Annotated in this window: 16 protein-coding genes; 9 read left to right on the top strand and 7 right to left on the bottom strand. The window is 67.3% G+C overall.

The features are described from left to right. Nucleotides 1-90: 90 nt before the first annotated feature. Together JOD63_RS01735 and JOD63_RS01730 are read right to left on the bottom strand one after the other, a co-directional pair. The gene (locus JOD63_RS01735) at nt 91-1,032 is read right to left on the bottom strand and encodes an ROK family protein (RefSeq protein WP_052682635.1); all 942 of its coding nucleotides are present in this window, start codon (nt 1,030-1,032) and stop codon (nt 91-93) included. 23 nt (nt 1,033-1,055) lie between these two features. Further along, the gene (locus JOD63_RS01730; RefSeq protein WP_052682634.1) at nt 1,056-2,627 is read right to left on the bottom strand and encodes a family 20 glycosylhydrolase; all 1,572 of its coding nucleotides are present in this window, start codon (nt 2,625-2,627) and stop codon (nt 1,056-1,058) included. A 110-nt stretch (nt 2,628-2,737) separates the two neighbouring features. Here JOD63_RS01730 and JOD63_RS01725 point away from each other — a divergent pair, with 110 nt between their 5' ends. The 6 genes from JOD63_RS01725 (at nt 2,738) to JOD63_RS01700 (ending at nt 12,149) form a co-directional block, all read left to right on the top strand. Then, nucleotides 2,738-3,337, top strand: a complete 600-nt coding sequence (locus JOD63_RS01725; RefSeq protein WP_052682633.1) for a TetR/AcrR family transcriptional regulator — start codon at nt 2,738-2,740, stop codon at nt 3,335-3,337. Between the two features lie 154 nt (nt 3,338-3,491). Continuing rightward, nucleotides 3,492-4,784, top strand: a complete 1,293-nt coding sequence (locus JOD63_RS01720; protein ID WP_211088026.1) for an MFS transporter — start codon at nt 3,492-3,494, stop codon at nt 4,782-4,784. Then, the gene (locus tag JOD63_RS18150) at nt 4,781-7,219 is read left to right on the top strand and encodes a glycoside hydrolase family 2 protein (protein WP_045277184.1); all 2,439 of its coding nucleotides are present in this window, start codon (nt 4,781-4,783) and stop codon (nt 7,217-7,219) included. The genes JOD63_RS01720 and JOD63_RS18150 overlap by 4 nt, the downstream gene beginning before the upstream one ends. Then, nucleotides 7,216-8,697 carry a glycoside hydrolase family 43 protein gene (locus JOD63_RS01710; RefSeq protein ID WP_045277183.1) on the top strand — a complete coding sequence of 494 codons (1,482 nt, stop codon included), beginning with the start codon at nt 7,216-7,218 and terminating at the stop codon, nt 8,695-8,697. The genes JOD63_RS18150 and JOD63_RS01710 overlap by 4 nt, the downstream gene beginning before the upstream one ends. 35 nt (nt 8,698-8,732) lie before the next feature. Then, complete coding sequence (locus JOD63_RS01705) at nt 8,733-9,836, top strand: Gfo/Idh/MocA family protein (protein WP_169748426.1); 1,104 nt, start codon at nt 8,733-8,735, stop codon at nt 9,834-9,836. A gap of 18 nt (nt 9,837-9,854) precedes the next feature. Continuing rightward, complete coding sequence (locus tag JOD63_RS01700) at nt 9,855-12,149, top strand: glycoside hydrolase family 3 N-terminal domain-containing protein (protein ID WP_045277181.1); 2,295 nt, start codon at nt 9,855-9,857, stop codon at nt 12,147-12,149. Between the two features lie 43 nt (nt 12,150-12,192). Here the strand turns inward: JOD63_RS01700 and JOD63_RS01695 are convergent, their stop codons facing one another. The 3 genes from JOD63_RS01695 to JOD63_RS17650 are packed head-to-tail and all read right to left on the bottom strand — an operon-like array spanning nt 12,193 to nt 14,163. After that, the gene (locus tag JOD63_RS01695) at nt 12,193-12,633 is read right to left on the bottom strand and encodes a hypothetical protein (protein ID WP_045277180.1); all 441 of its coding nucleotides are present in this window, start codon (nt 12,631-12,633) and stop codon (nt 12,193-12,195) included. Nucleotides 12,634-12,640: 7 nt separating this feature from the next. Next, nucleotides 12,641-13,690 carry a M28 family metallopeptidase gene (locus JOD63_RS01690; protein WP_045277179.1) on the bottom strand — a complete coding sequence of 350 codons (1,050 nt, stop codon included), beginning with the start codon at nt 13,688-13,690 and terminating at the stop codon, nt 12,641-12,643. Next, entirely contained in the window at nt 13,687-14,163 is a 477-nt protein-coding gene (locus tag JOD63_RS17650) for a PA domain-containing protein (protein WP_245618068.1), read from the bottom strand. The genes JOD63_RS01690 and JOD63_RS17650 overlap by 4 nt, the downstream gene beginning before the upstream one ends. Here JOD63_RS17650 and JOD63_RS01685 point away from each other — a divergent pair. Further along, a complete protein-coding gene (locus JOD63_RS01685) occupies nt 14,044-15,558 on the top strand; it encodes an FAD-dependent oxidoreductase (RefSeq protein WP_407665031.1) in 1,515 nt (504 codons plus the stop codon). The genes JOD63_RS17650 and JOD63_RS01685 overlap by 120 nt on opposite strands. Before the next feature lie 51 nt (nt 15,559-15,609). Here JOD63_RS01685 and JOD63_RS01680 read toward each other — a convergent pair whose 3' ends face one another. After that, on the bottom strand, nt 15,610-16,239 hold the full coding sequence (locus JOD63_RS01680; protein ID WP_045277177.1) for a TetR/AcrR family transcriptional regulator: 630 nt from the start codon (nt 16,237-16,239) through the stop codon (nt 15,610-15,612). 117 nt (nt 16,240-16,356) lie between these two features. Between JOD63_RS01680 and JOD63_RS01675 the strand changes: the two genes are divergently transcribed. Together JOD63_RS01675 and JOD63_RS01670 are read left to right on the top strand one after the other, a co-directional pair. Further along, complete coding sequence (locus JOD63_RS01675; RefSeq protein WP_045277176.1) at nt 16,357-18,597, top strand: glycoside hydrolase family 3 protein; 2,241 nt, start codon at nt 16,357-16,359, stop codon at nt 18,595-18,597. Continuing rightward, a complete protein-coding gene (locus JOD63_RS01670; protein ID WP_211088025.1) occupies nt 18,594-19,871 on the top strand; it encodes an MFS transporter in 1,278 nt (425 codons plus the stop codon). Before JOD63_RS01675 ends, JOD63_RS01670 begins: the two co-directional genes overlap by 4 nt. Nucleotides 19,872-20,004: 133 nt before the next feature. On the opposite strand, the gene JOD63_RS01665 is transcribed toward JOD63_RS01670, so the two are convergent. Further along, a complete protein-coding gene (locus JOD63_RS01665; RefSeq protein WP_045277175.1) occupies nt 20,005-20,745 on the bottom strand; it encodes an SDR family NAD(P)-dependent oxidoreductase in 741 nt (246 codons plus the stop codon).

Genomic DNA, 20,745 nt, shown 5'->3' with positions numbered 1-20,745 from the left:
TAGAACGTTATCTAGGCGTTCCTGGAACTGTATCCAAATTTTCGTTACAGCGAGATTTTTATTGTTTCGAGTGGGTAACACATTTCTGGGTCACCCGGTCACTCGTCCGGCCGCTCGCCGCCCGACAGCGACACGGCGGCCGTATCGGGCAGCTCCGGCGGCTGCTGTCTCCGGGCCGGAGCCCGGCTCGACCCTGCGGATCAGCTGCAGGGAAGCAACAAAGGCCGAGCACTCCTCGGCGCGGCGCAGACGCTCTTCGAGCGGTTCGAACACCAGGCCGCCGAGGGCGGCGACTCCACCGCCGACGACGATGCACTCGGGGTCGGTGCTCAGCGCGACCTGCTGTATCGCCCAGGCGAGCCGATCGATCACGAGACCGAACACCGTGACGGCGTCGGGCTCACCCGCCGCAGCACGAGAGGCCAGGTCGAGTGCCGCGTGGCCCTCCGAGACCGGCCACATTCGCGCGATCCCCGATCCGGACACGAACAGCTCGAGGCATCCTCGCTGCCCGCACCCGCACACCGGCCCATGTGGATCGACCGGAAGGTGTCCGATCTCCCCGGCAACCCCCCGCGACCCGCGCACCGGCTCTCCGTCGATGACGGATCCCGCGGCGAAGCCAGTCCCGATGCTCAGCAGCGAGAGCGATCCGATGCCGGGCCGGCGAGCTGCTTCGCCGACGGCGGCGAGGATCACATCGTTGTCGACGGCCGTGGGGACACCGAGCGTCTCCATGACACGAGCTGCGAGCGCCATGTGGTGGAGGCCCAGGTTGATCGAATGCTCGACCATGCCGCTGTCGACATCCACGACGCCGGGGATCCCGATGCCGATGCTCCCGACCGCTGCGCCTCCGGTTTGTGCGACGAGGTCGTCGACCGCCTCACAGACACCGGCGAGCACGCCTGCCTCGCCTCGCTGCGTCGCCAGCATCGTGCTGGCGACGACCACGCCGGCATCGTCGATCGCGACGCCGAAGACCTTGGTGCCTCCGACATCGAGACCGACCGCGATCTCACCTCCGGTCACACGCGGGATCCTTCCGGCGAAGGTCACCGCCGTATCCAGTCGACGGTTTCGACTTCGAACCAGCGCCAGTCCTGGGCGGTCCACAGCGGGGCGTGCTGCGCGAGGCGTTCACGATACTCATCCCACGACGTCGGCTTCGCCGACCAACCCACCTCGGCGATCGCAGGAAGACGCGGCAGCAAGAGCGCCTCGAGGTCGGCGAGGTCCTTGACGCTCTCACACCAGATCGCAGTCTCGACGCCGACGATCCGGCTCTCGTCGATCGCCGGGAGGATCTCGGCCGGATTCCACTCGAGGTAGTCACGCACGGCGGTCCCCGGGTAGTACTGCAACCCGAGGCGCGCCCGCAGGGCCTCCTGGGCGTCGCTCCAGGAGCGCTCTCCGTGGGGTCGATCGAGATATGCCCGGGACAATGGCGACACCAGCAGGCGAGAGCCCTTGCTGTTGATCCGCTCGCCGTCGAGCATCGCCTCGGCGAAGTGGGCGGCCAGCGCCGCCATGCTCGACTCCGACACGTCGTCGAGCGACTTCGATCCCGACTCGGGGGCCTTGTCGCCCTCGACCTTGAAGTCGACCCAGTATTGCGCGATGTGGTCTGGACCGACGTCGGCCCGGCTCGTCTCCTGCCAGCCGATCGACTGCTTCCCCAGCTGCTTCACCGTCGCGATGGCGCGATTGACGAAGGCGGCGTGAGCATCGGCGTCCATTCCGAACGCCTCGTCACCACCGACATGGATGAAAGGACCGGGCGTGTGGGCAGCGAGTGTGCGCAAGACGTCGTCGAGGAATCGCCACGCGGCGTCAGAGTCCGGAGAAAGGTTGGCGATGGGGAACGGCCCTTCCAGCCCCGCGGCATCGATCGGGTTGAGCTCGGGATAGGCGCGCAGCGCGGCAGCGACATGGCCGGGCATGTCGATCTCAGGAACCACCGTGATGAAACGATCGGCGGCGTACGCCACGAGGTCGTCGTACTCGTCGAGCGTGAGGTACTCGCGTGTGTCGCCCTCGCCGGTGGTGAGCATCGGCCAGCCCGGGATCTCGAGCCGCCAGCCCTCGTTGTCGCTCAGGTGCAGATGCAGCACGTTGAACTTGTAGAGCGCCAGCAGGTCCACGATGCGCTTGAGCTGCTCATAGGGCACGAACCACCGCACGACGTCGACGGAGAGTCCGCGCCAGCTCCAGCGAGCGCGATCCTCGAAACGCACGAGCCCGAGGTCGCCCTCGCTTCGCGCGAGAAGCTGGATGACGGACGCCGCACCTCGGACGAGCCCCGAGAGATGCGCCGACTCGACCACGACGCCCTGTTCATCGACCACCACGGTGTGCGCGTCATCGACACCGGGGGTCCCGGGCCACCGGGGGTCGGTGTCGGTGCTCGTCAGCACGAAACGCACGGAGGCGCCCACGCGCTCACGCGTCACCGAGACATCGCCGAGCATGGGGCCACCCCAGCGTGCGAGATCTTCCCGGAATCGTGTCGCGAGCGTCAGCGCGCGCTCGTCACTCACGGTGATCGTCGTCAGGTCTGAGATGCGCAGCGCACCCTCCCCGAGGACGACGACGGCGGGGGACGGGATGACAGGCAGGCTGGGCATGGATTCCTTTGCTCGACGGAGCCCCTGACCGGTGAGTCGGCGGCGATTCACACAAACAGTACACCGGTCTGTTTTCTTGTCAAGCGTGATCTTGGCGCTACGATGCGCTGATGGTCGTGACCAAATACCCCAAGGGCATCGCGAAGACCGAAGAGATCCTGACCGTTGCACTGAGAGTCGTCGCCGAAAAGGGCTACAACCGCGCGACCATACGTGAGCTTGCGGAGGCGGCCGGCCTCAGCAAGACGGGCCTCCTGCATCACTTCGGCTCGAAAGAGGAACTCTTCGCCGAGATCCTCCGCCGACGAGATCAATCAGACGAGGCTCAGATGCAGAGCGGCGTCACCGAGGGCAGCGCGCCGCAACTGGCCGATCTCCCCCGGATCAGCGCGTCAGTACCAGGACTCGTGCAGCTCTACACCCGCTTCTCGGCTGAAGCGAGCGACCCCGAGCACTCGGCCCACGCCTTCTTCCGCGACCGGTATGAGCGGGCTCGCCGTCGCTCACAGGAGGTGCTCGAGGGGTTCCGCGCGGACGGTCGACTTCCGGAGTCCGTCGATCCGGCCCGCGCAGCGACCGCGCTCGTCGCGCTCCTCGACGGCATCCAGCTCCAATGGCTGTATGACCCGGAGTCGATCGACATGGTCGATGAGGTGCAGTACTTCCTCGCGCAGCTCGGGCTGAAGCCGACTCCGGACCCCACCGCCTGAACCCACCAGCCGAGATCGCGACATCCGCTTGCTCGAAGAAACAGACCGCTGTACTGTTTGTCGAACGGCGGACGAACGACGCGCGGAGGCGGCGATGGAACCAGATGCGATGCAGATGACTCCGAGCGTGCCCGCGGCACCTGTGGCGGAGGGCATGTCGACACGCTCCACCCGCGAGCGCATGCCGGTCCTGCAGGTCCTCGCGGTGCTGCTCGCACAGCTCACGATCTCCGTCGCCCTCATCACGCCGACCACGTACTCGCTCGCCATCTGGCTGCAAGACACCGCGTCGGCGTCGCGCGATGCTCTCCTGGCCGCCGCGATCGGAGGGTCGAGCGTCGCGTCGCTGCTCGTCGGGCCGCTCATCGGCGCACTCAGCGATCGAACGACTGTGCGCCTCGGCCCCCGCCGGACATGGCTCGTCTCCGGTCTGGTCGCCGGATCCATCGGAAGCATCATCATGATCGGCATCCCGTCGCCGGTCGCACTCGTCCTCGGGTGGTGCATCGCCGCCATCGGCTACGGCGCCGCCAACAGCATGGTGATGGTCTACCTCAGCGATCGGCTCCCGCAGCGCCAGCGAGGCAAAGTGCTGGGCGTCAGCACCGCCGTCATCTATCTCGGCCCGGTCGTCGGCGTCCTCCTGGCGGGCGCGGTCGCCACGACTCCCCCGCTCATGTTCGCGATTCCGAGCATCGCGGCGCTCCTGGGCGGCGGTGTCCTCATTCTGGTGATGCACGACCCGCCGGTTGAGCCCTCGACGACCCCGCTTCGCGTGGTCGAGATGCTCGAGGGCTACTGGGTGCACCCACGACGGAGCCCGCGATTCGCGTGGGTCTGGTGGAATCGCGCGATCTTCTTCCTCGGCGTGGCGTTCATGACGCTGTACTCGGTCTACTTCCTGTCGACGAACATCGCGCTCGACTCTGCGCAGATCGCCGCGACGATGTCACTCGGCGGGGTCATCGGCGTCGCCGTCTCGACGCTCGGCGGCGTGACGTGCGGCACCCTCTCCGATCGGAGCTCGTCCCGACTGCCTTTCATCGTCGCGAGCACGGTTCTGCTCGCCCTCGGGCTCGTCGTCATCGCCACCGCGTCCAGCGTTCCGCAGTATCTCGTCGGCAACGGCATCAACTCGTTCGCCATCGGCGTCTACAGCGCGGTCGGCCAGGCCCTGCAGTTCGACGTCATCCCCGGCGAGCGCCGCAACGGCCGCTACCTCGCCGTCCTCGGGCTGTCCAATCAGCTGCCGCAGGCAATCGGCCCGTTCGTGGCAGCGGGCGTGCTTGCTGTGTTCGGCCGCGACTACGCCGCCATGTACTTCACGGCGGCGGGCCTGGTTCTGCTGAGCCTCATCACCATCGTTCCGCTGCGGCATCACCTCCGGATCCCCAGCCCGACCTCAGAGCCTGCGACCTCGGTCGCACACACCAAGGAGAACGCGTGACCTCGTACGACTTCAACCACGACTGGACTGTCGGCCCACAGGTGAGCCCGTTCGCTCGGCTCACGCAGACCACGAAGCCGAAGCAGATCACACTTCCGCACGATGCTCTCATCTCTGAGCCCCGCTCCGCCGACAACCCCGGCAAGGGCGCGTTCTTCCCCAGCGGAGGGTACGCATACAACAAGACGTTCGATGTTCCCGAGGAATGGCGATCGAAGTCGGTGTGGTTGCGCTTCGACGGCGTCTACCGCGACGCGATGGTGTTCATCAACGACGGCTTCGCCGCGCACCAGGCGAACGGATACGCACCGTTCGATGTCCTGGCATCCCCATTCCTGGTCTACGGACAGTCCAACTCGATTCGCGTGGAAGCGCGCACTCACGACGACTCGCGATGGTATGCCGGCGCCGGCATCTACCGCGACGTCGTGCTCGACGTGCGCGAACTGCTGCACATCGTCCCGGGCGCGATCCACGTCACAACTCCGGACATCGACGCCGAGCGCGCCGTCGTCGAGGCGGTTGCCCCCGTCGCCAACCGCACCAACGAGACCCGCACCGTGCGCGCCCGGCTGACGATCCGGGATGCCTCAGGTGGGGTCGTCGCGAGTGACGATGCCCCGATCACGATTCCGGCCGGCGGTGAGGCTATCGTCCGCCTGCGCGCCTACGTCGCCGTCCCGAACCTCTGGAGCGTCGACGACCCGTATCTGTACGCGGCCGCGATCGAACTGCGCGAGGGCGACGCGGTCGCGTTCGACGAAGAGCGCGTGAGCCTCGGCATCCGCGCGCTTCAGCTCGACCCGAAGCGGGGTCTGAGCATCAACGGCGAGAGCGTCAAACTGCGAGGCGCGTGCATCCACCACGACAACGGCGTGCTCGGCACGGCCGTGTACGCCGATGCCGAGCTGCGCAAGATCCGCAAGCTCAAAGAAGCCGGGTTCAACGCGATCCGCAGCGCCCACAACATCATGAGCACCGCGATGCTGGACGCGTGTGATGAAGTCGGCATGCTCGTCATGGACGAGGTGTACGACGTCTGGACTGTGCAGAAGTCCTCGTTCGACAGCACGATCAGCTTCGCCGAATCATGGGTGAAGGACATCGACGCGATGGTGCGCCGTGACCGCAACCATCCGAGTGTGATCCTCTATTCCATCGGCAACGAGATCCCCGAGACCGGCAACCGCCACGGTGCCGGGATCAGCCGCGCGATGGTCGACAGGATCCGCGCACTCGACCCGCACCGCTACACGACCAACGGTGTCAACGGATTCGTCTCGGTGCTCGACGACGTCCTCAAGATGATGGCGATGGGCGTCATGGGCGGTGGCGAGGACAGCGCTCCCTCCGGTGGCGTCAACGATGTCATGGCCTCGTCGGCCGACGGAATGAACCAGCTGAACCGCTCGGACCTCGTCACCCGCCGCACCGAGGAGGCATTCGCGACGCTCGATGTCGCCGGCCTGAACTACGGGGACGCGCGCTATGCGTTGGATGCCGACCTTTTCCCGAACCGCATCATCGTCGGCAGCGAGACCTATCCGGGCCGTATTGCGACGAACTGGCCGCTCGTGCTCGAGCACTCCCACGTTCTGGGCGATTTCACGTGGGTGGGCTGGGACTACCTCGGCGAGGTGGGGATCGGTCGCCCGCGATGGGAGGGCGAGGATCTCGCCCTCGAGGCCGAGTACCCGTGGCTGACGGCGTGGACCGGCGACCTCGACATCACCGGCTTCCGCCGCCCCGCTTCGTTCTTCCGCGAGATCGTGTTCGGACTTCGCGCCGAGCCGTACATCGCCGTGCGTCGCCCGCAGAACCGTCACCTCCGCCAGCTCACCGGCACCTGGTCGTGGAGCGACACCGTCGGATCCTGGGCGTGGGACCTCGAGCCCGGCTCTCCGATGACTGTCGAAGTGTACGCCGACGGCGACGAGGTCGAGCTGCTCCTGGGCGACACATCGCTCGGCCGTCAGCAGGCGGGGGTCGACGCGGGCTACCTCGCGAGGTTCGACGTTGCGTATGCGGCGTCCGACCTGACGGCGGTGAGCTACCGCGACGGCGTCGAGGCGGGTCGGTTTACGCTGCACCCGGCCGTGGGAGAGCCGTCGCTGACGGTGACGCCCGAGAGCCAGGCGGCACGCCTGGCGACAGGATCGCTCATCTATGTGCCGATCGAGCTGACGGACACCGCGGGCACGCTCGTCACCTCCGTCGACCGTCCCGTGTCGATCGAGATCTCGGGCCCCGCCGAGCTCGTCGGCTACGGGAGCGCACGCCCGGACAACGTCGAGACATATGGCCAGACCCGGCACACGACGTTCGAGGGTCGCTTGCTCGCCGTCCTCCGACCCACCGGTGAGGGATCGGTGCGCATCGCGGCGAGCGCCGAGGGCCTGGCGCCGGCGGACGCGACCGTGGCGGTGACGGCGTGACCGAGCCGATCCTCTCGGGATTCCATCCCGACCCGTCGATCTGCCGCGTCGGCGACACCTACTACCTGGCGACGTCGAGCTTCGAGTACTCGCCCGGCGTGCCCATCCATCGCAGCACCAACCTCCTCCACTGGGAGCTGATCGGCAACGCACTGGATCGCGACTCGCAGCTGCGGCCATCGGTCGGCGCGAAGGACAGCGGCATCTACGCCCCGACGCTGCGCCATCACGGCGGCAGGTTCTGGCTGGCGACCACCGACACCTCTCGGCCGTTCGACGGCCAGCTGATCGTCCACGCCGAGTCGGCGGAAGGCCCGTGGTCCGAGCCGGTGTTCGTCCCGGCCGCCGTCGGAATCGACCCCGACCTGGTGTGGGACGAGGATGGTGTCGCCCACCTCAGCTGGAAGTCCTTCCACCCCGATCTCAACGGCGTGGCGGGGATCGCCGTCGATCTCACCACCGGGCGAGCACTGTCGGAGCCGAGGCTGCTGTGGGCCGGCACGGGCCTCCCCCATACCGAGGGAGCGCACCGATACCGCATCGGCGACTGGTGGTATCTTCTCGTCGCCGAGGGCGGTACCGAGCGTGGGCACGTGATCTCGGTGGCGCGCTCACGCGACATCGACGGACCTTTCGAGGGCACGCCGTCGAACCCGATCATGTCGCACCGCAGCACCGACCACGAGGTGCAGAACACCGGCCACGGCGACTTCGTGCAATGCCCCGACGGCTCATGGGCGATGGTGTACCTCGGCGTGCGACCGCGGGGTATGACCCCCGCGTTCCATGTCAACGGCCGCGAGACCTTCCTTGCGGGCATCGACTGGGTGGACGGCTGGCCGCGCGTCGACGAAACGCGGTTCGACGCACCGGTCGTCGACCACACCTTCATTGACAGATTCGAGGATGCTGCATTTCACCCGCGCTGGATCTCTCCCGGCGCTTCACCATCGAACTTCGCGCGCACCGGCACCGACGGTGCGGTTCTCGAGTATGAGGCATCCCGACTCTCTCCGTCGATCCTTGCGACACGAGCACGCGACATCGAGTGGGAAGCCGAGCTCGACCTTGACGTGAGCGCGGGGTCGGCGCGGGCGATCCTGCGCCATGACGACGCGCACTGGTACGGCCTGAAGCTCACCCCCGACCTCGCCGAGCTGCAGTTGTCGGCCGGCCCCATCGAGTCGACGGCCAACAGCCTGCCGCTGGATGGCGCCGGACGGGTCACGGTGCAGATCCGCGTCTTCCGCCGGCCGCCGCCGCAACCCTGGGGCGCGCACCCCGAGCCCGACCGCGTCGGCTTCGCGGTGAAGACGGCCGACGGCTCGTTCGTGAGCCTCGGCGACGTCGACGGACGCTACCTCTCGACCGAGGTCGCGGGCGGGTTCACCGGCCGCGTGTGGGGTATCGAAGTGCTCGACGGGGCGGTCGCGGTGGCCGAAGCCCGATACACGAGCTCACTCGACCACGGTCGGTGAGCACACGGAGGGAACGACGCATGGAACCGATGCGGGTGGGTGTCGTCGGCACCGGCATGATCAGTGACACGTTTCTGCGGAACACGCAGGGCCTGTTCAGCAACCTCGAGCTGGTGGCCGTCAGTGCGCGTGACGCTGACCGCATCGCCGCCAAGGCGGCGCAGTTCGGCATCGCAGGGCACACCCTGGAGCAGATGCTGGATGATCGTTCGATCGACCTCATTCTGAACCTTACCCCGGTCGAGGCGCACGCCGAAGTGATCGAACGTGCACTGCACGCCGGCAAGCACGTGTTCTCGGAGAAGACCCTCACCGCTGATCACACGTCCGCACGGCGACTGGCCGATCTGGCCGAGGCACGGGGATTGCGCCTCGGCTGCGCCCCCGACACCTTTCTCGGCGCGGGTGTCCAGACCGCGGCGGAAGCGATCGCTGAGGGTCTGATCGGGCAGCCGACCGGGTTCACGGTCATGCTCAACCGGGGACTGGACCTGCTCTACGAGTTCCTGCCTTTCCTCCTGCGCCCGGGCGCAGGGATGGGGTACGACTTCGGCGTCTATGCGCTGACGGCGGTCCTCTCGATTCTCGGTCCGGTCGCCGAGGTGTCGGGCTTCGTGCAGACGAATCGGCCGCTTCGACACAGCATCCTGGATCGCGGAGACACAGCGCCGACCGAGTACGAGATCCGCAACGAGAACATCATGTCGGCTGTGCTGCGCTTGGAGAGCGGCGTGCTCGGAACGGTGATGTTCAACGGCGACGCCGTGTTCCCGGAGCACCACTACCTGTGCATCCAGGGCACCGAAGGGCTGATCCTCCTCCCGAATCCGAACGAGTTCGGCGGCGAGGTGAAGGTCGTGCGCGGCCTGACGCATCCGCGGCAGCTCGCCGGCGCTACCGCCGCCGAGGAGACCCTGCCCGTACATCACGGCTACCGTGACGAGTCGCGGGGTCTCGGTGCCGCCGAGATGGCGGCGGCGATTCACGAAGACCGTCCACACCGGGCATCGGCCGAGCTGTCCTGCCACATCATCGACGTGCTCGACGGTGTGGTCGCCAGCAGCGCCTCCGGGCGGCACCAGACCATCACGAGCACGTTCACCGTTCCCGATCGCCTGCGCGGCGACGAGCGGTTCTGACCCGAACGACGAGAAGCAATGAACGGCGCAAACCTCACCCACGCCCACCCCTACCAGGATGCGAGCCTCCCGGTCACCGATCGGGTCGCCGACCTTCTAGGCCTCCTCAACCTCGAGCAGAAGGCCGGGCAGCTCACCCAGTACTTCTACATGGGCGTCGCGATGAACATCCCGGCGGACTTCGACATCACCTCCGTGCCCGAAGAACACCGCGCATTCCTGCAGCAACCGCTCATGGTCCGCGCCGCCATCCGTCAGGGCACTGCCGGCGCGGTGCTGTTCGTCAAAGACCCCGCGCTCATCAATGAGCTGCAGCAGATCGCCGTCGAAGAAGGACCGCACGGAATCCCGCTTCTCGTCGGCTACGACGTGGTCCACGGCCTGCGAACGATCTTCCCCGTGCCGATCGCTCAAGCGGCGACGTGGAACCCAGCAGCGGTGGAAGCAGCGCAGGCGATCGCGGCGTCGGAGGCGCGCGCGGTGGGAATCAACTGGACGTTCGCGCCGATGATCGACATCGCACGCGATCCACGCTGGGGGCGCATCGTCGAGGGCCCCGGCGAGGATCCTGTCCTCGGCGCAGCGATCGCCGCCGCCCAGGTGCGCGGATTCCAGGGCGACCTCGGCGCACGGAATGTGATCTCGGGGCCGAAGCACTTCGCCGGTTACGGCGCATCGCGCGGAGGGCGCGACTACGACGACGCGGAAGTGTCGGACTCGGAGCTGCACAACGTGTACCTGCCACCTTTCCGCGCCGCGATCGAGGCGGGCGCGGCGAACGTGATGAGTGCGTACATGGACCTCAACGGCGTCCCCGCCTCAGGCAATCGATGGCTGCTCACCGACCTGCTCCGCGGGGAGCTCGGGTTCGACGGCTTCACCGTGTCGGACGCGAACGCCGTGCGGTCGATGGAGATCCAGCACTTCGCCGCAGACCTCACAGACGCCGCCGCGCGGGCCGTCGACGCCGGGCTCGACATGGAGATGGCGATGTTCGACCCCGCGTACGCCCGCATCCCGCAGGCTATCGCTGATGGGCGACTCACCGAGGCCGCTGTCGACGAGGCTGTGCGCCGTGTGCTCACCGCGAAGTTCCGCCTCGGCCTCTTCGAGAGCCCGTACGTCGATCCGGATGGCGCCCCCGGGGTAGGTGGTCGCGAGGACGACTCCGAGACGGCCCGGTGGGTGGCGGAGCAGTCCATCGTACTGCTGAAGAATTCCGGCGCCGCGTTGCCCCTGCGGGCGGACGAGTTGGGATCAGTCGCCGTGATCGGCCAGCTCGCGGCGAGCAAGCGGGACACCCTGGGGCCGTGGGTGTTCGATCACGTCACCGCTGATACGGTGTCGATCCTCGAAGCTCTGCGCGTCCGGCTCGGTGATGCCGTGCAGATCGAGCACGCCCCGGGCGCCGGCATCCCTAACCGACTGCATCCCAGTCCGTTCGATCGCATGGATCCGACGGTGGAGACCACGTCTGACGACCACGAGGACGACGACGAGATCGAGCGGGCTGTCGCACTCGCCGCATCAGCGGACGTCGCGATCGTCGTCGTCGGTGAGCGCCAGAACCACATCGGTGAGAAGGCTTCGCGATCCACCCTCGAGCTGCCCGGCCGACAGCTGGAGCAGCTTCAGCGGATCGTCGGCACCGGCACCTCCGTGGTGCTGATCGCGATGACGGGACGACCGCTCGACCTGCGATGGCCCGACGCCAATGTGCCCGCGATCATGCAGGCCTGGTACCCCGGCTCCCGCGGCGGCGATGCCGTCGTCGCCGCGCTCCTCGGCGATGTGTCGCCCGCCGGCCGCTTGCCGTTCAGCTGGCCGCGTCACGTAGGCCAGGTGCCGATGGTCTATGCCCACAACCGGACATTCCAACCCGACGAGCAGGACAAGCGCTACGCGAACGAACCCTCGACGCCGCTCTATCCGTTCGGCTACGGGCTGTCGTACGCGTCGTTCTCTTACGAGAATCTGAGCGCGCACCCGCCCGTCGCCACTGTGGGCGAGACGATCACCGTGTCTGCCGATGTCACGAACACCGGCACGATGGCGGCGGACGAGGTCGCGCAGCTCTACATCCACCAGCGCCACGGCACCTCCACCCGCCCGGTGCGCGAGCTCAAAGGGTTCGAGCGGATCGCGCTCCGTCCCGGCGAGACCCGGAGAGTGACGTTCATCCTCAGCCCGCGCGAGCTCCGTCACTGGAGCGCGGTCCCCCGCGACTGGGTGCTGGATGCCACGACCCTCGACATCTGGGTCGGCGGAGACTCCCTGGCCGCTCTCTCGACGAGCGTTCGAATCACCCGCTGACACGCGGCTCGGCGGCGGGGTCACCACTGCCGAAGCGGTACGCCTATCGAAGAAGGCCGACCATCGCGGTCAGCTCACGAAGCGTTCGTTCCGCATCGGCGAGGCGCTCATCCAGGCCGTCGATGTGGAGAGTCTCCGTGCGTGCACCCGGAAGGTCCACCCCACGGATCACCTTGTCCGCGATTTCTCGCAACCCGTCGGCGGCGGCGACGAGCTCGCCATCCTCGAGCTGTCGAATCTGTGGGGTGATATCGAGCCTCCACGGCTGGACGATCTGACCACCCCAGCCGATCGTCGGGTGGTCCTGCAGATAGCGCTGAGCACTGTAGCGATGCACTTCGGGACTGAAGTACATGTCGAGACCGGCGCGCCCGACTTCCGACAGCTCGCCAGCCGCCGCTGTGGCGTCTCCGCTCCCGAGATGCGCAATCGCGGCGCGAAGGTGAGCGACGTCCCGTGCCGTCTGCTCGAACGAAACGGTCACATGCTCGTCATACGCATCGATCCCGGAGAGGTTCCGATGCCAGTGCGACTGGATCGCGCTCAATTGGCGATTCACCTCGGACCAGCGCTCCTGGGGGATGTCGGCCTTTCGCCGCGCGTACGCCGCTGTCGCTTCCCGATAGCGATCCGAGGCATCCGTCAGCATCGTCACGATCGAAGGGTCGGCTCCGAGCTCTGCCAGCGGCAGATCGCGCACGAGGGAGACCAGCTGCTCGGCCTGGTGAGAGGTCGTGTGGAGCGATACCAGTGGAAGCCGAGACCAAGACGCGTCCGTAGAACTTCACCAGGTTGTCGAGGTACGCGTAGTCGATCAGCGCGACGTCATCGGCGGTCGTGTGATTCTGATTCGCTTGATAGTCCTCCTGCTCGGCGACCGTGACGACCGTCGAGATCCCGGCGAAGGTGAACGTCGCGCCGTCCTGCCAGACCGAGTACGGCTCGTGCTTGACGAACCCGTTCGGCAGCAGCGCACCGTCCCATTCCTGTCCCAGCGAGACTATCCACGGCATCAGATCAGGAGTGGCCGCCGCGGTGAGCGGCGCTCCGATCTGCGGAGACTCCTCCAGATTGAGGAAGAGCCCCAGACGGCCGTCCGGCCCGGTCCAGCGCTCGTGCGGATCCGCGGCGGTGCTCGCGTGCGTGACCGTCGCTGCCCACCACGCGCCGGCGAGGTAGGAGTACTCGGTATCGGCGTAGCCGTATTCCTCCCCGCATGAGGCGAGGAAGATGACGGACCGCTCGAAGCGGGTACCGCTGCGCATCATCGCCTTGGCGATTGTCATGAGTTGCGCCGCAGCACCCGTGTTGTCCAGCGCCGAGCGGTAGAAGGCGTCGTAGTGGGCAGCTATCAGCATCGCCTGCGCGTCGGGGTCGGTACCCGGGATCTCAGCCACCACGTTGAAGGCGACGCCGCCGGACTCTACGTTCTCGAAGTCGTGCATGTCGATATCGACGTCGCTTGTCATCGTCGCGATGATCGGCTCATCGCCGTCGAGCATGCTCTTGATCCATTGACCGCTGTTGACCGAGATCGTCACAGGGGGATGCCGTCCAAACGCCACCGCCCGTCGGTTGTCCCGAGACGGTCCGGATCTGCCACGATGTCCGGGTTGATCTGCTTGGTGAGAACCACTCCGACAGCGCCTCGGTGCTGCGCCTCCAGGCCAGGCATGTAGAAGTAGCTCTCCTCGTGCCAGTCGACGAGGACCAGCTTGCCCCTCACGTCGCGCCCGTCGTATTCCGGCGCAGTCCCGTATCCGACGTAGACGAGTTCAGCCGTGAGAGGTCCGTCCGTGCCGGGGATCCCGGCGACCTGCGATGCGTCGAGAGTGCGCCCCGCGGATCGTGTTGCGCCGACACTTCGTGCATCGCTGTCTGCCCCGTTCAGTGCATTCGCCCGCGCCCGGGGGACGATGACTTCGGCACCACCGAGCAGTTGTACATCGACCCGACCGTATGCATCGACTGCGGGGCCTGCGCGGACGCATGCCCCGTAGACGCCATCGTCCACGAGTCGGCGCCGGCGGCGGATCACCACACGGGCGTCAACTCGGAGTACTTCACCGAACGCCCGATCCGTGACCCGAGACCGTCGCCCATTCCACGACGCAACCCACGGCGCCACGGTGGACTTCGCGTAGCCGTCATCGGCGCCGGGCCCGCGGGCCTGTATGCGACCGAAGAGCTGAGCGCGCTACCGGGCGTGGAAGTCAACGTGTTCGAACGACTGCCGACGCCGTACGGCCTCGTGCGTGCGGGAGTGGCTCCCGATCATCCGCAGACGAAGCGGATCGCACACACATTCGCACGACTGCTCCGGCGCCGAAACGTCCACTGTTGGTTCAACACCGAGGTCGGAAAACACATTGCACTCGCGGAGCTCCTGCAAACGCACAACGCAGTGCTCGTGACGTCGGGCGCATCGCAGGACCGCAGGCTCAGCGTTCCGGGCGAGGATCTCCCCGGCTCGCACGGCGCGCATGAGTTCGTGGCGTGGTGCAACGGCCATCCCGACTTCGCAGACCGGCGCTTCGACCTTCAGGGCAGACGCGCCGTTGTGATCGGCGATGGGAACGTCGCGCTCGATGTCGCCCGTGTACTGGCTCGCCCCGTGGAGGCATTCCACGGCACCGACATGGCGGACGACGCACTCGACGCTCTCCGTACTCGTCGCTTCGAAGAGAAATCCGTTGTCGGCCGCCGGGGCCCCGACGCTGCCGCATACGGCACCGCCGAGCTCGCGTCCATTGCACAGCTCGATGGAGTGTCACTCCTCGCTCATGCCGCCGAGGTCGGCGCCGACCACTCCAGGCGCAGCGAAGACCGCAGCTCCCGGACGATGGCAGACAGAGCCCGGAGGGCGCAGATCGTCGCGGACGCCACGAAGCGCGAGCCCCTCGGCACGAGAATCACGCTGAGGTTCGGACTCACACCGACGGTAATTTCGGGATCCGAGCATGTCGACGGCGTGCTGTTCGCGCGGGCAGACGGCTCAACGGAGCACATCGATGCTTCGCTGGTCATCCGCGCCATCGGCTTCCGTGGAACTCCCATCGCGGGCCTCCCGTTCGACGGTGCAAGCGGCACCATCCCGCAGCGCGACGGCCGGGTGCTTCGCGGATCGCCGGGTCGTTGGCTCGTCGGCGTCTACTGTGCCGGCTGGATCAAACGAGGACCTTCTGGCGTGATCGGCACGAATCGGATCGACGCGAGCGAAACCATATCCGCGATTCTCGAGGATCATTCGTCGTCGCGCCTGCCCTCGCCGAGGGCGCACCAATCAGAACTCGCAGACCTTGTGCGGCGGCGAAATCCGGATCTCGTGACGCTCGAGGGGTGGATGAGGATCGAAGAGAAGGAGGCGCGCAACGGCGCGCGGCACCCCGCGTTCCACTGGTCACGGTGACCGACCTGCTTGCCGCATCCCGAGACCCGCAGAACTCCGCGATCTCCTGACTCAGTCTGCGGGGAGGAAGCGATCAGCGAACGCCTCCCACGCGTCGACGAAGTCGAACTCCTGGTCGGAGCGCAGCCAGGCGAGTTGCAGCCCGTTCATCGCCGAGAGCGTCTCGCGCGCGACCGCGGAGATCTTGGCCGCAGGTACGCCTGACGTGCGCGCCGCCCGCGAGAAGAGGTCGAGCGCAAGCTGTTCCCTGCGGCCGAAGTAGCTGAATGCAGGGTGCGTCTCCGACAGGGACTCCGCCTGCAGGACGGTATAGAGCCGCACGATCTCGGGCTGAGTCGCGTTCCGCTCCACGGCGGCCGTGCACATCTCCCGCAGCCCGAAGGGTGCGGGGTCGGCATCGAGGTCAGACACAGCAACGCCGAGGCGACCAGCGAGTGCTTTGCGATCGCAGTGGTCCCGGTGTTCGAGCACGGCAACCAGCAGCCCATCCTTCGAACCGACGTGGTGGAGGATGCCGGGTTCGGAGATGCCGCACGCGATGGCGACCTCCCGGAGCGTGACACCCCAGAATCCCCGATCCGCGATGAGTGTGGTGGCCACCGCGATGATCTGCTCCCGGCGTGCGGATGTCGCCATTCGCACGCGGCGCGGCTTCGGCTGCGCCGATACGTGAGTCGTCATGCACTGCTCCTCGGATCGCGCCCCACTCTAGCTTGCCGTTCCCTGCGATGATTTGATCTACTTACTACTTAACAAGCATTCAGTACGTAGAAGATCTCACCGTTGAGAGGTAATGCGATGACTCAGTTCGACTTCCCCGGCACCATTGCTGCCGAAACTTCTGCCGCACGCGCGTTCGATGCGGCCGTCGATCGGGTGCGCGAGGGGGAACACCCGCTCGCAGCGGCTGCGGATCTCTGGCTCGAGCTCACCCCCGCGGAGCGCTTGTGGCTGCTCGACGGGGACGTCGACTTCTGGCCGGGGATGCGTTCGCTCGCAACGGGCGGCTACCACCGCGACACCCCGTATGTCATGGGAGCTATCGAGCGCGTCGGCCTTCCGGGCATCCGCTTCTCCGACGGCCCACGAGGGGCCGTTCGCGAGGGATCCACGGCGTTCCCGGTCGCGATGGCGCGTGGGGCGACGTGGGATGTCGAACTCGAGGAGCGCGTAGGCGTGGCGATCGGAACCGAGGCTCGGGAGCATGGCGCCAACTACTTCGGCGGTGTCTGCATCAATCTGCCACGGCACCCCGCATGGGGTCGCGTCCAAGAGGTGTACTCCGACCAGCCGCTGCTGCTGGGCGCGATGGGCGCCGCCGTCACCCGTGGCGCGCAGCGCAACGTGATGGCGTGCATGAAGCATTTCGCACTCAACTCGATGGAGAACGCCCGATTCGAGGTTGACGTGAAGGTCGACGAAGCAACCCTCCACGAGGTGTACCTGCCGCACTTCAAGCACGTCGTCGAGGCCGGCGTCGCGTCGGTGATGAGCAGCTACAACGCCTCCAACGGCGAGTGGAACGGGCAGAACCCGTATCTGCTGACCCAGGTGCTGCGCGATGACTGGGGTTTCGAGGGCGCCGTCATCACCGACTTCGTGTGGGGGCTGCGGGATGCCGCAGCTTCTCTCTCGGCAGGTTTGGATGTCGAAGCGCCCTACCGCCAGCAGCGCGCGTCCACCTTGGAATCTTCGCTCGAATCGGGCGAGTCGTCGTGGGACGACGTCGAACGCTCCGGCGTGCGGATCATCGGCATGCAACTCACCCACTACGCCCGGCGCCTGGCCGAGGAGCCGCACGGCACGCTCGCCTGCCCGGAGCACACCGCCCTCGCGCGCGAAGCGGCCACCCGCGCCATGGTCCTGTTGAAGAACGACACCATCGCGGACGATGCCGCGCCCGTCCTGCCGTTCGACGGTGCGGGTCTGCGCACCCTCGCGGTCGTCGGACGCCTCGCCGATGTCGAGGTCACCGGCGACCGCGGTTCCTCGTCCGTGCTCACCCCGTACGTCGTGACCCCGCTGCAGGGGCTGCGCGCGGCCCTCCCCGACGCCGATGTGGTCACCGCCGACGCCGCAGCGGGGGCCTCCGGCGCGGCAGAGGCTGCGCAGATGGCCGACGCCGCGATCGTCGTGGTCGGTTACACGGCCGAAGACGAAGGGGAGTTCATCGACGGCTCGCTCGCCACACGCGAGGAACTGACGGCCCTCTACCCCGAGCCTCGCGACGATCAGGAACGCGCCGACCAGGAGGTGGTCATCCGCAACCTCGGCGCGGGCCGCAGTGTCGTCGGCACCGAGGGCAAGGGCGGCGATCGGCGTCAACTGCACCTCCGCCCGGAGGACGTCGAGACCATCCGCGCGGTGGCGGCCGCCAATCCGCGCACGGTCGTCGTCATCGTCGGCGCCGGAGCCGTGCTCATGCACGAGTGGATCGATCTCGTCCCCTCGGTCGTCATCGGCTGGTACGCCGGCACGGAGGGCGGAAACGCCCTCGCCGACGTGCTGCTGGGCGCCCGTACTCCGTCAGGCCGCCTCCCCTATGCCATCCCGGCCTCGGACGAGGACCTGCCCGCGTTCGACAAGGACGCGAAGACCTTCACCTACGACCGCTGGTACGGCCAGCGCCTCCTGCAGCGACGCGGTGTCGACGCACTGTTCCCCCTCGGATTCGGCTTGTCGTATACGACCGTCGACACCGAGGCGCTTGCGGTGGATGCCGTAGACGCCGCGTCGGGCAGGGCGGCGGCGACCGTGACCGTCCGCAACACCGGCGCGCGTGACGTGCACCATGTCGTGCAGGTCTACGGCTCGCGCGTCGACGGTGAACGCGCCGGCGAGCGCGAGCTGCTGGGCTTCACGGTGACCCACCTCTCGACGCACCAGGTCCAGGATGTGCCGGTCGCGCTCGACCTCACGCCGCTCGGACGGTGGGATGCGGCATCCCGCACCATCGTCGTCGCCGAAGGCCCGATCGTCGTCGAAGCGTCCGCGTACTGGGGTGACAGCGCTGCGGTTCGCGCGGAGGTGGTCCTGTGACCGTGGTCGACACCACGACGGCCAGGGTCGTCCCGTGGTCGGGGTCGACGACCGACGTCGACCAGCCCAAGCCGCCGCTGCGCGTGGGAGTGGCCGTCGCGCTGGGCATCCTCCTCGTGACCGGTCCGTACATGGGCGTCAACGCCGTGCTGCTTCCCGCCCGCGTCGCCGAGATCGACCCTGAGGGAAAGGCCACCGCGCTCGCGGTGATCTCGACCGTGTCGATGGTCGTCGCGACGCTGGCCAACATCGTCGTCGGCGCGCTGTCGGACGGCACCCGCTCACGCTGGGGTCGTCGGTCGCCGTGGATGATCGTCGGCTCGATCGGCACGGCAGTGATGCTGGCCGTGATCCCGTTCGTCGGATCGCTGCCGATGCTGATGGTCGTCTGGGCGGTGATGCAGCTGTTCCTCAACTCCGCCATCGCTCCGATCATTGCCGTGATCGCCGACCGGGTGGCGCCCCGCCATCGTGGAACGATCTCGTCGATCTACTCGCTCGGCTTCTCGGGCGGCATCTACGGCGGTCAGATCCTCGGCGCTCAGTTCCTGGGAGATGTCACGACCGGGTTCTTCGCGCTGGCAGGCCTCTTGGCGATCGCGGGTCCGCTGTGCGTCGTGCTCATGCGCGAGCAGTCGAGCCTGGACATGCCGCCGCGCGCCTTCACCTGGTCGGCCGTACGCGAGAACTTCACGCTGCCGACCACGGGTTCGCGGGACTACTACCTCGCGCTGTTCGGCAAGCTCACGATTGTGGCGGCGAAGTTCGCGATCTCGGGCTACATGCTCTACATCCTCACCGACTACATGCTGCTCGCCGAAGATCAGACGGCCCAGGTCCTTTCGCTGGTCTCGCTCCTGCTGATGCTGACCGCATTCGGCATGGGTGCGATCGCGGGCCCGGTCTCCGACAAGCTGAAGCGCAGGCGTCTGCCGGTGATCACCGCGGCGGTGCTCATCGCGGTTGGCGCGATGTTCCCGTTCTTCGCGGCGGAGCCGTGGGCTCTCCTGGTCTACGGCGCGATCGCCGGCATCGGCATGGGGGCGTTCAATTCTGTCGACCAGGCCCTCAACATCGAGGTGCTGCCGAACCCCGACACCGCGGCGAAGGACCTCGGCATCCTGAACCTCGCGAACACCGGTGGTCAGGTGCTGGGTCCGATCCTCGCGGCCGCGGCAATCGGATTCGTGGGCTACCACGGGATCTTCCCTCTGGCCGCAGCGTTGGCGATCCTCGGGGCCATCCCGATCTTCATGATCCGCACGGTGCGCTGAGCCTCAGCGTTACCACAAGGTGGGGTTGGTGGGCGCGAGGATGTCCAACGGCCCTTGAGCGATCAGCCCGCGCCAGTGCGTGACAAGAGGCCGGTCGGTGCGTATGCACAGACCGGCCGCTTGTCGTCGTGGGTCAGACCCGCAGCGAGGTGAGCCCGCCGTCGACGACGGCCACCGTTCCCGTTGTCGCCGCCGCCCGCGGCGAGGCGAGGTTCGCAATCGCGAACGCGATCTCGTCGGCCGTGACGAGGCGGCCGAGGGGCTGACGACGGCGGAGGTTCTCGGCCATCGCCGCAGGGTCATCGGCCTCGGAGAGCAGCCGCTGCACCCACGGGGTGTCGGCAGTACCCGGCGCGACCGCGTTGACGCGGATGCCATCGGCGAGGTGATCCGCCGCCATGGCATAGGTCAGAGCGACGACGGCACCCTTGGTGGCGCTGTAGAGCGCACGGTTGGGCAATCCGGCGAGCGCCACGATCGATGCGGTGTTGACGACGGATGCTGCATCTGACCGTTTCAGCCACGGCAACGCCGCGCGGGTCACCCGCGTCGGGCCCACGACGTTCACGTCGTAGACACGATGCCACTCTGCATCGTCGTTGGCGGAGACATCGCCGGCCGCGCCGATACCGGCGTTGTTGACGAGGATGTCGATTCCGCCGAGCCTCTCGCCGATTGCCGCGATCGCGGCACGAACTTGAACGTCGTCGGTGATGTCGGCGACCTCGCCATGCACACGTGCGACCTCAGAAGGAAGCACTCGATCGATCACGGCGACCGTCGCCCCTCGGCGGGCGAGTTCTGCGGCGGTCGCCGCACCGATGCCACTCGCACCGCCAGTGACGACGGCGACGAGCCCAGCGAATTCATCCAT

Origin of the sequence: Microbacterium terrae (assembly GCF_017831975.1) — a bacterium.
In the GTDB taxonomy this organism is placed as follows: Bacteria; Actinomycetota; Actinomycetes; order Actinomycetales; family Microbacteriaceae; genus Microbacterium; species Microbacterium terrae.
This window is presented reverse-complemented; position numbering and strand designations above follow the sequence as displayed.

Coding starts and splice junctions, on each gene's coding strand:
- JOD63_RS01725 (WP_052682633.1), top strand. CDS start 2,738: ATGGTCGTGACCAAATACCCCAAGGGCATCGCGAAGACCGAAGAGATC.
- JOD63_RS01680 (WP_045277177.1), bottom strand. CDS start 16,239: ATGACGACTCACGTATCGGCGCAGCCGAAGCCGCGCCGCGTGCGAATG.
- JOD63_RS01700 (WP_045277181.1), top strand. CDS start 9,855: ATGAACGGCGCAAACCTCACCCACGCCCACCCCTACCAGGATGCGAGC.
- JOD63_RS01720 (WP_211088026.1), top strand. CDS start 3,492: ATGTCGACACGCTCCACCCGCGAGCGCATGCCGGTCCTGCAGGTCCTC.
- JOD63_RS01675 (WP_045277176.1), top strand. CDS start 16,357: ATGACTCAGTTCGACTTCCCCGGCACCATTGCTGCCGAAACTTCTGCC.
- JOD63_RS01665 (WP_045277175.1), bottom strand. CDS start 20,745: ATGGATGAATTCGCTGGGCTCGTCGCCGTCGTCACTGGCGGTGCGAGT.
- JOD63_RS01730 (WP_052682634.1), bottom strand. CDS start 2,627: ATGCCCAGCCTGCCTGTCATCCCGTCCCCCGCCGTCGTCGTCCTCGGG.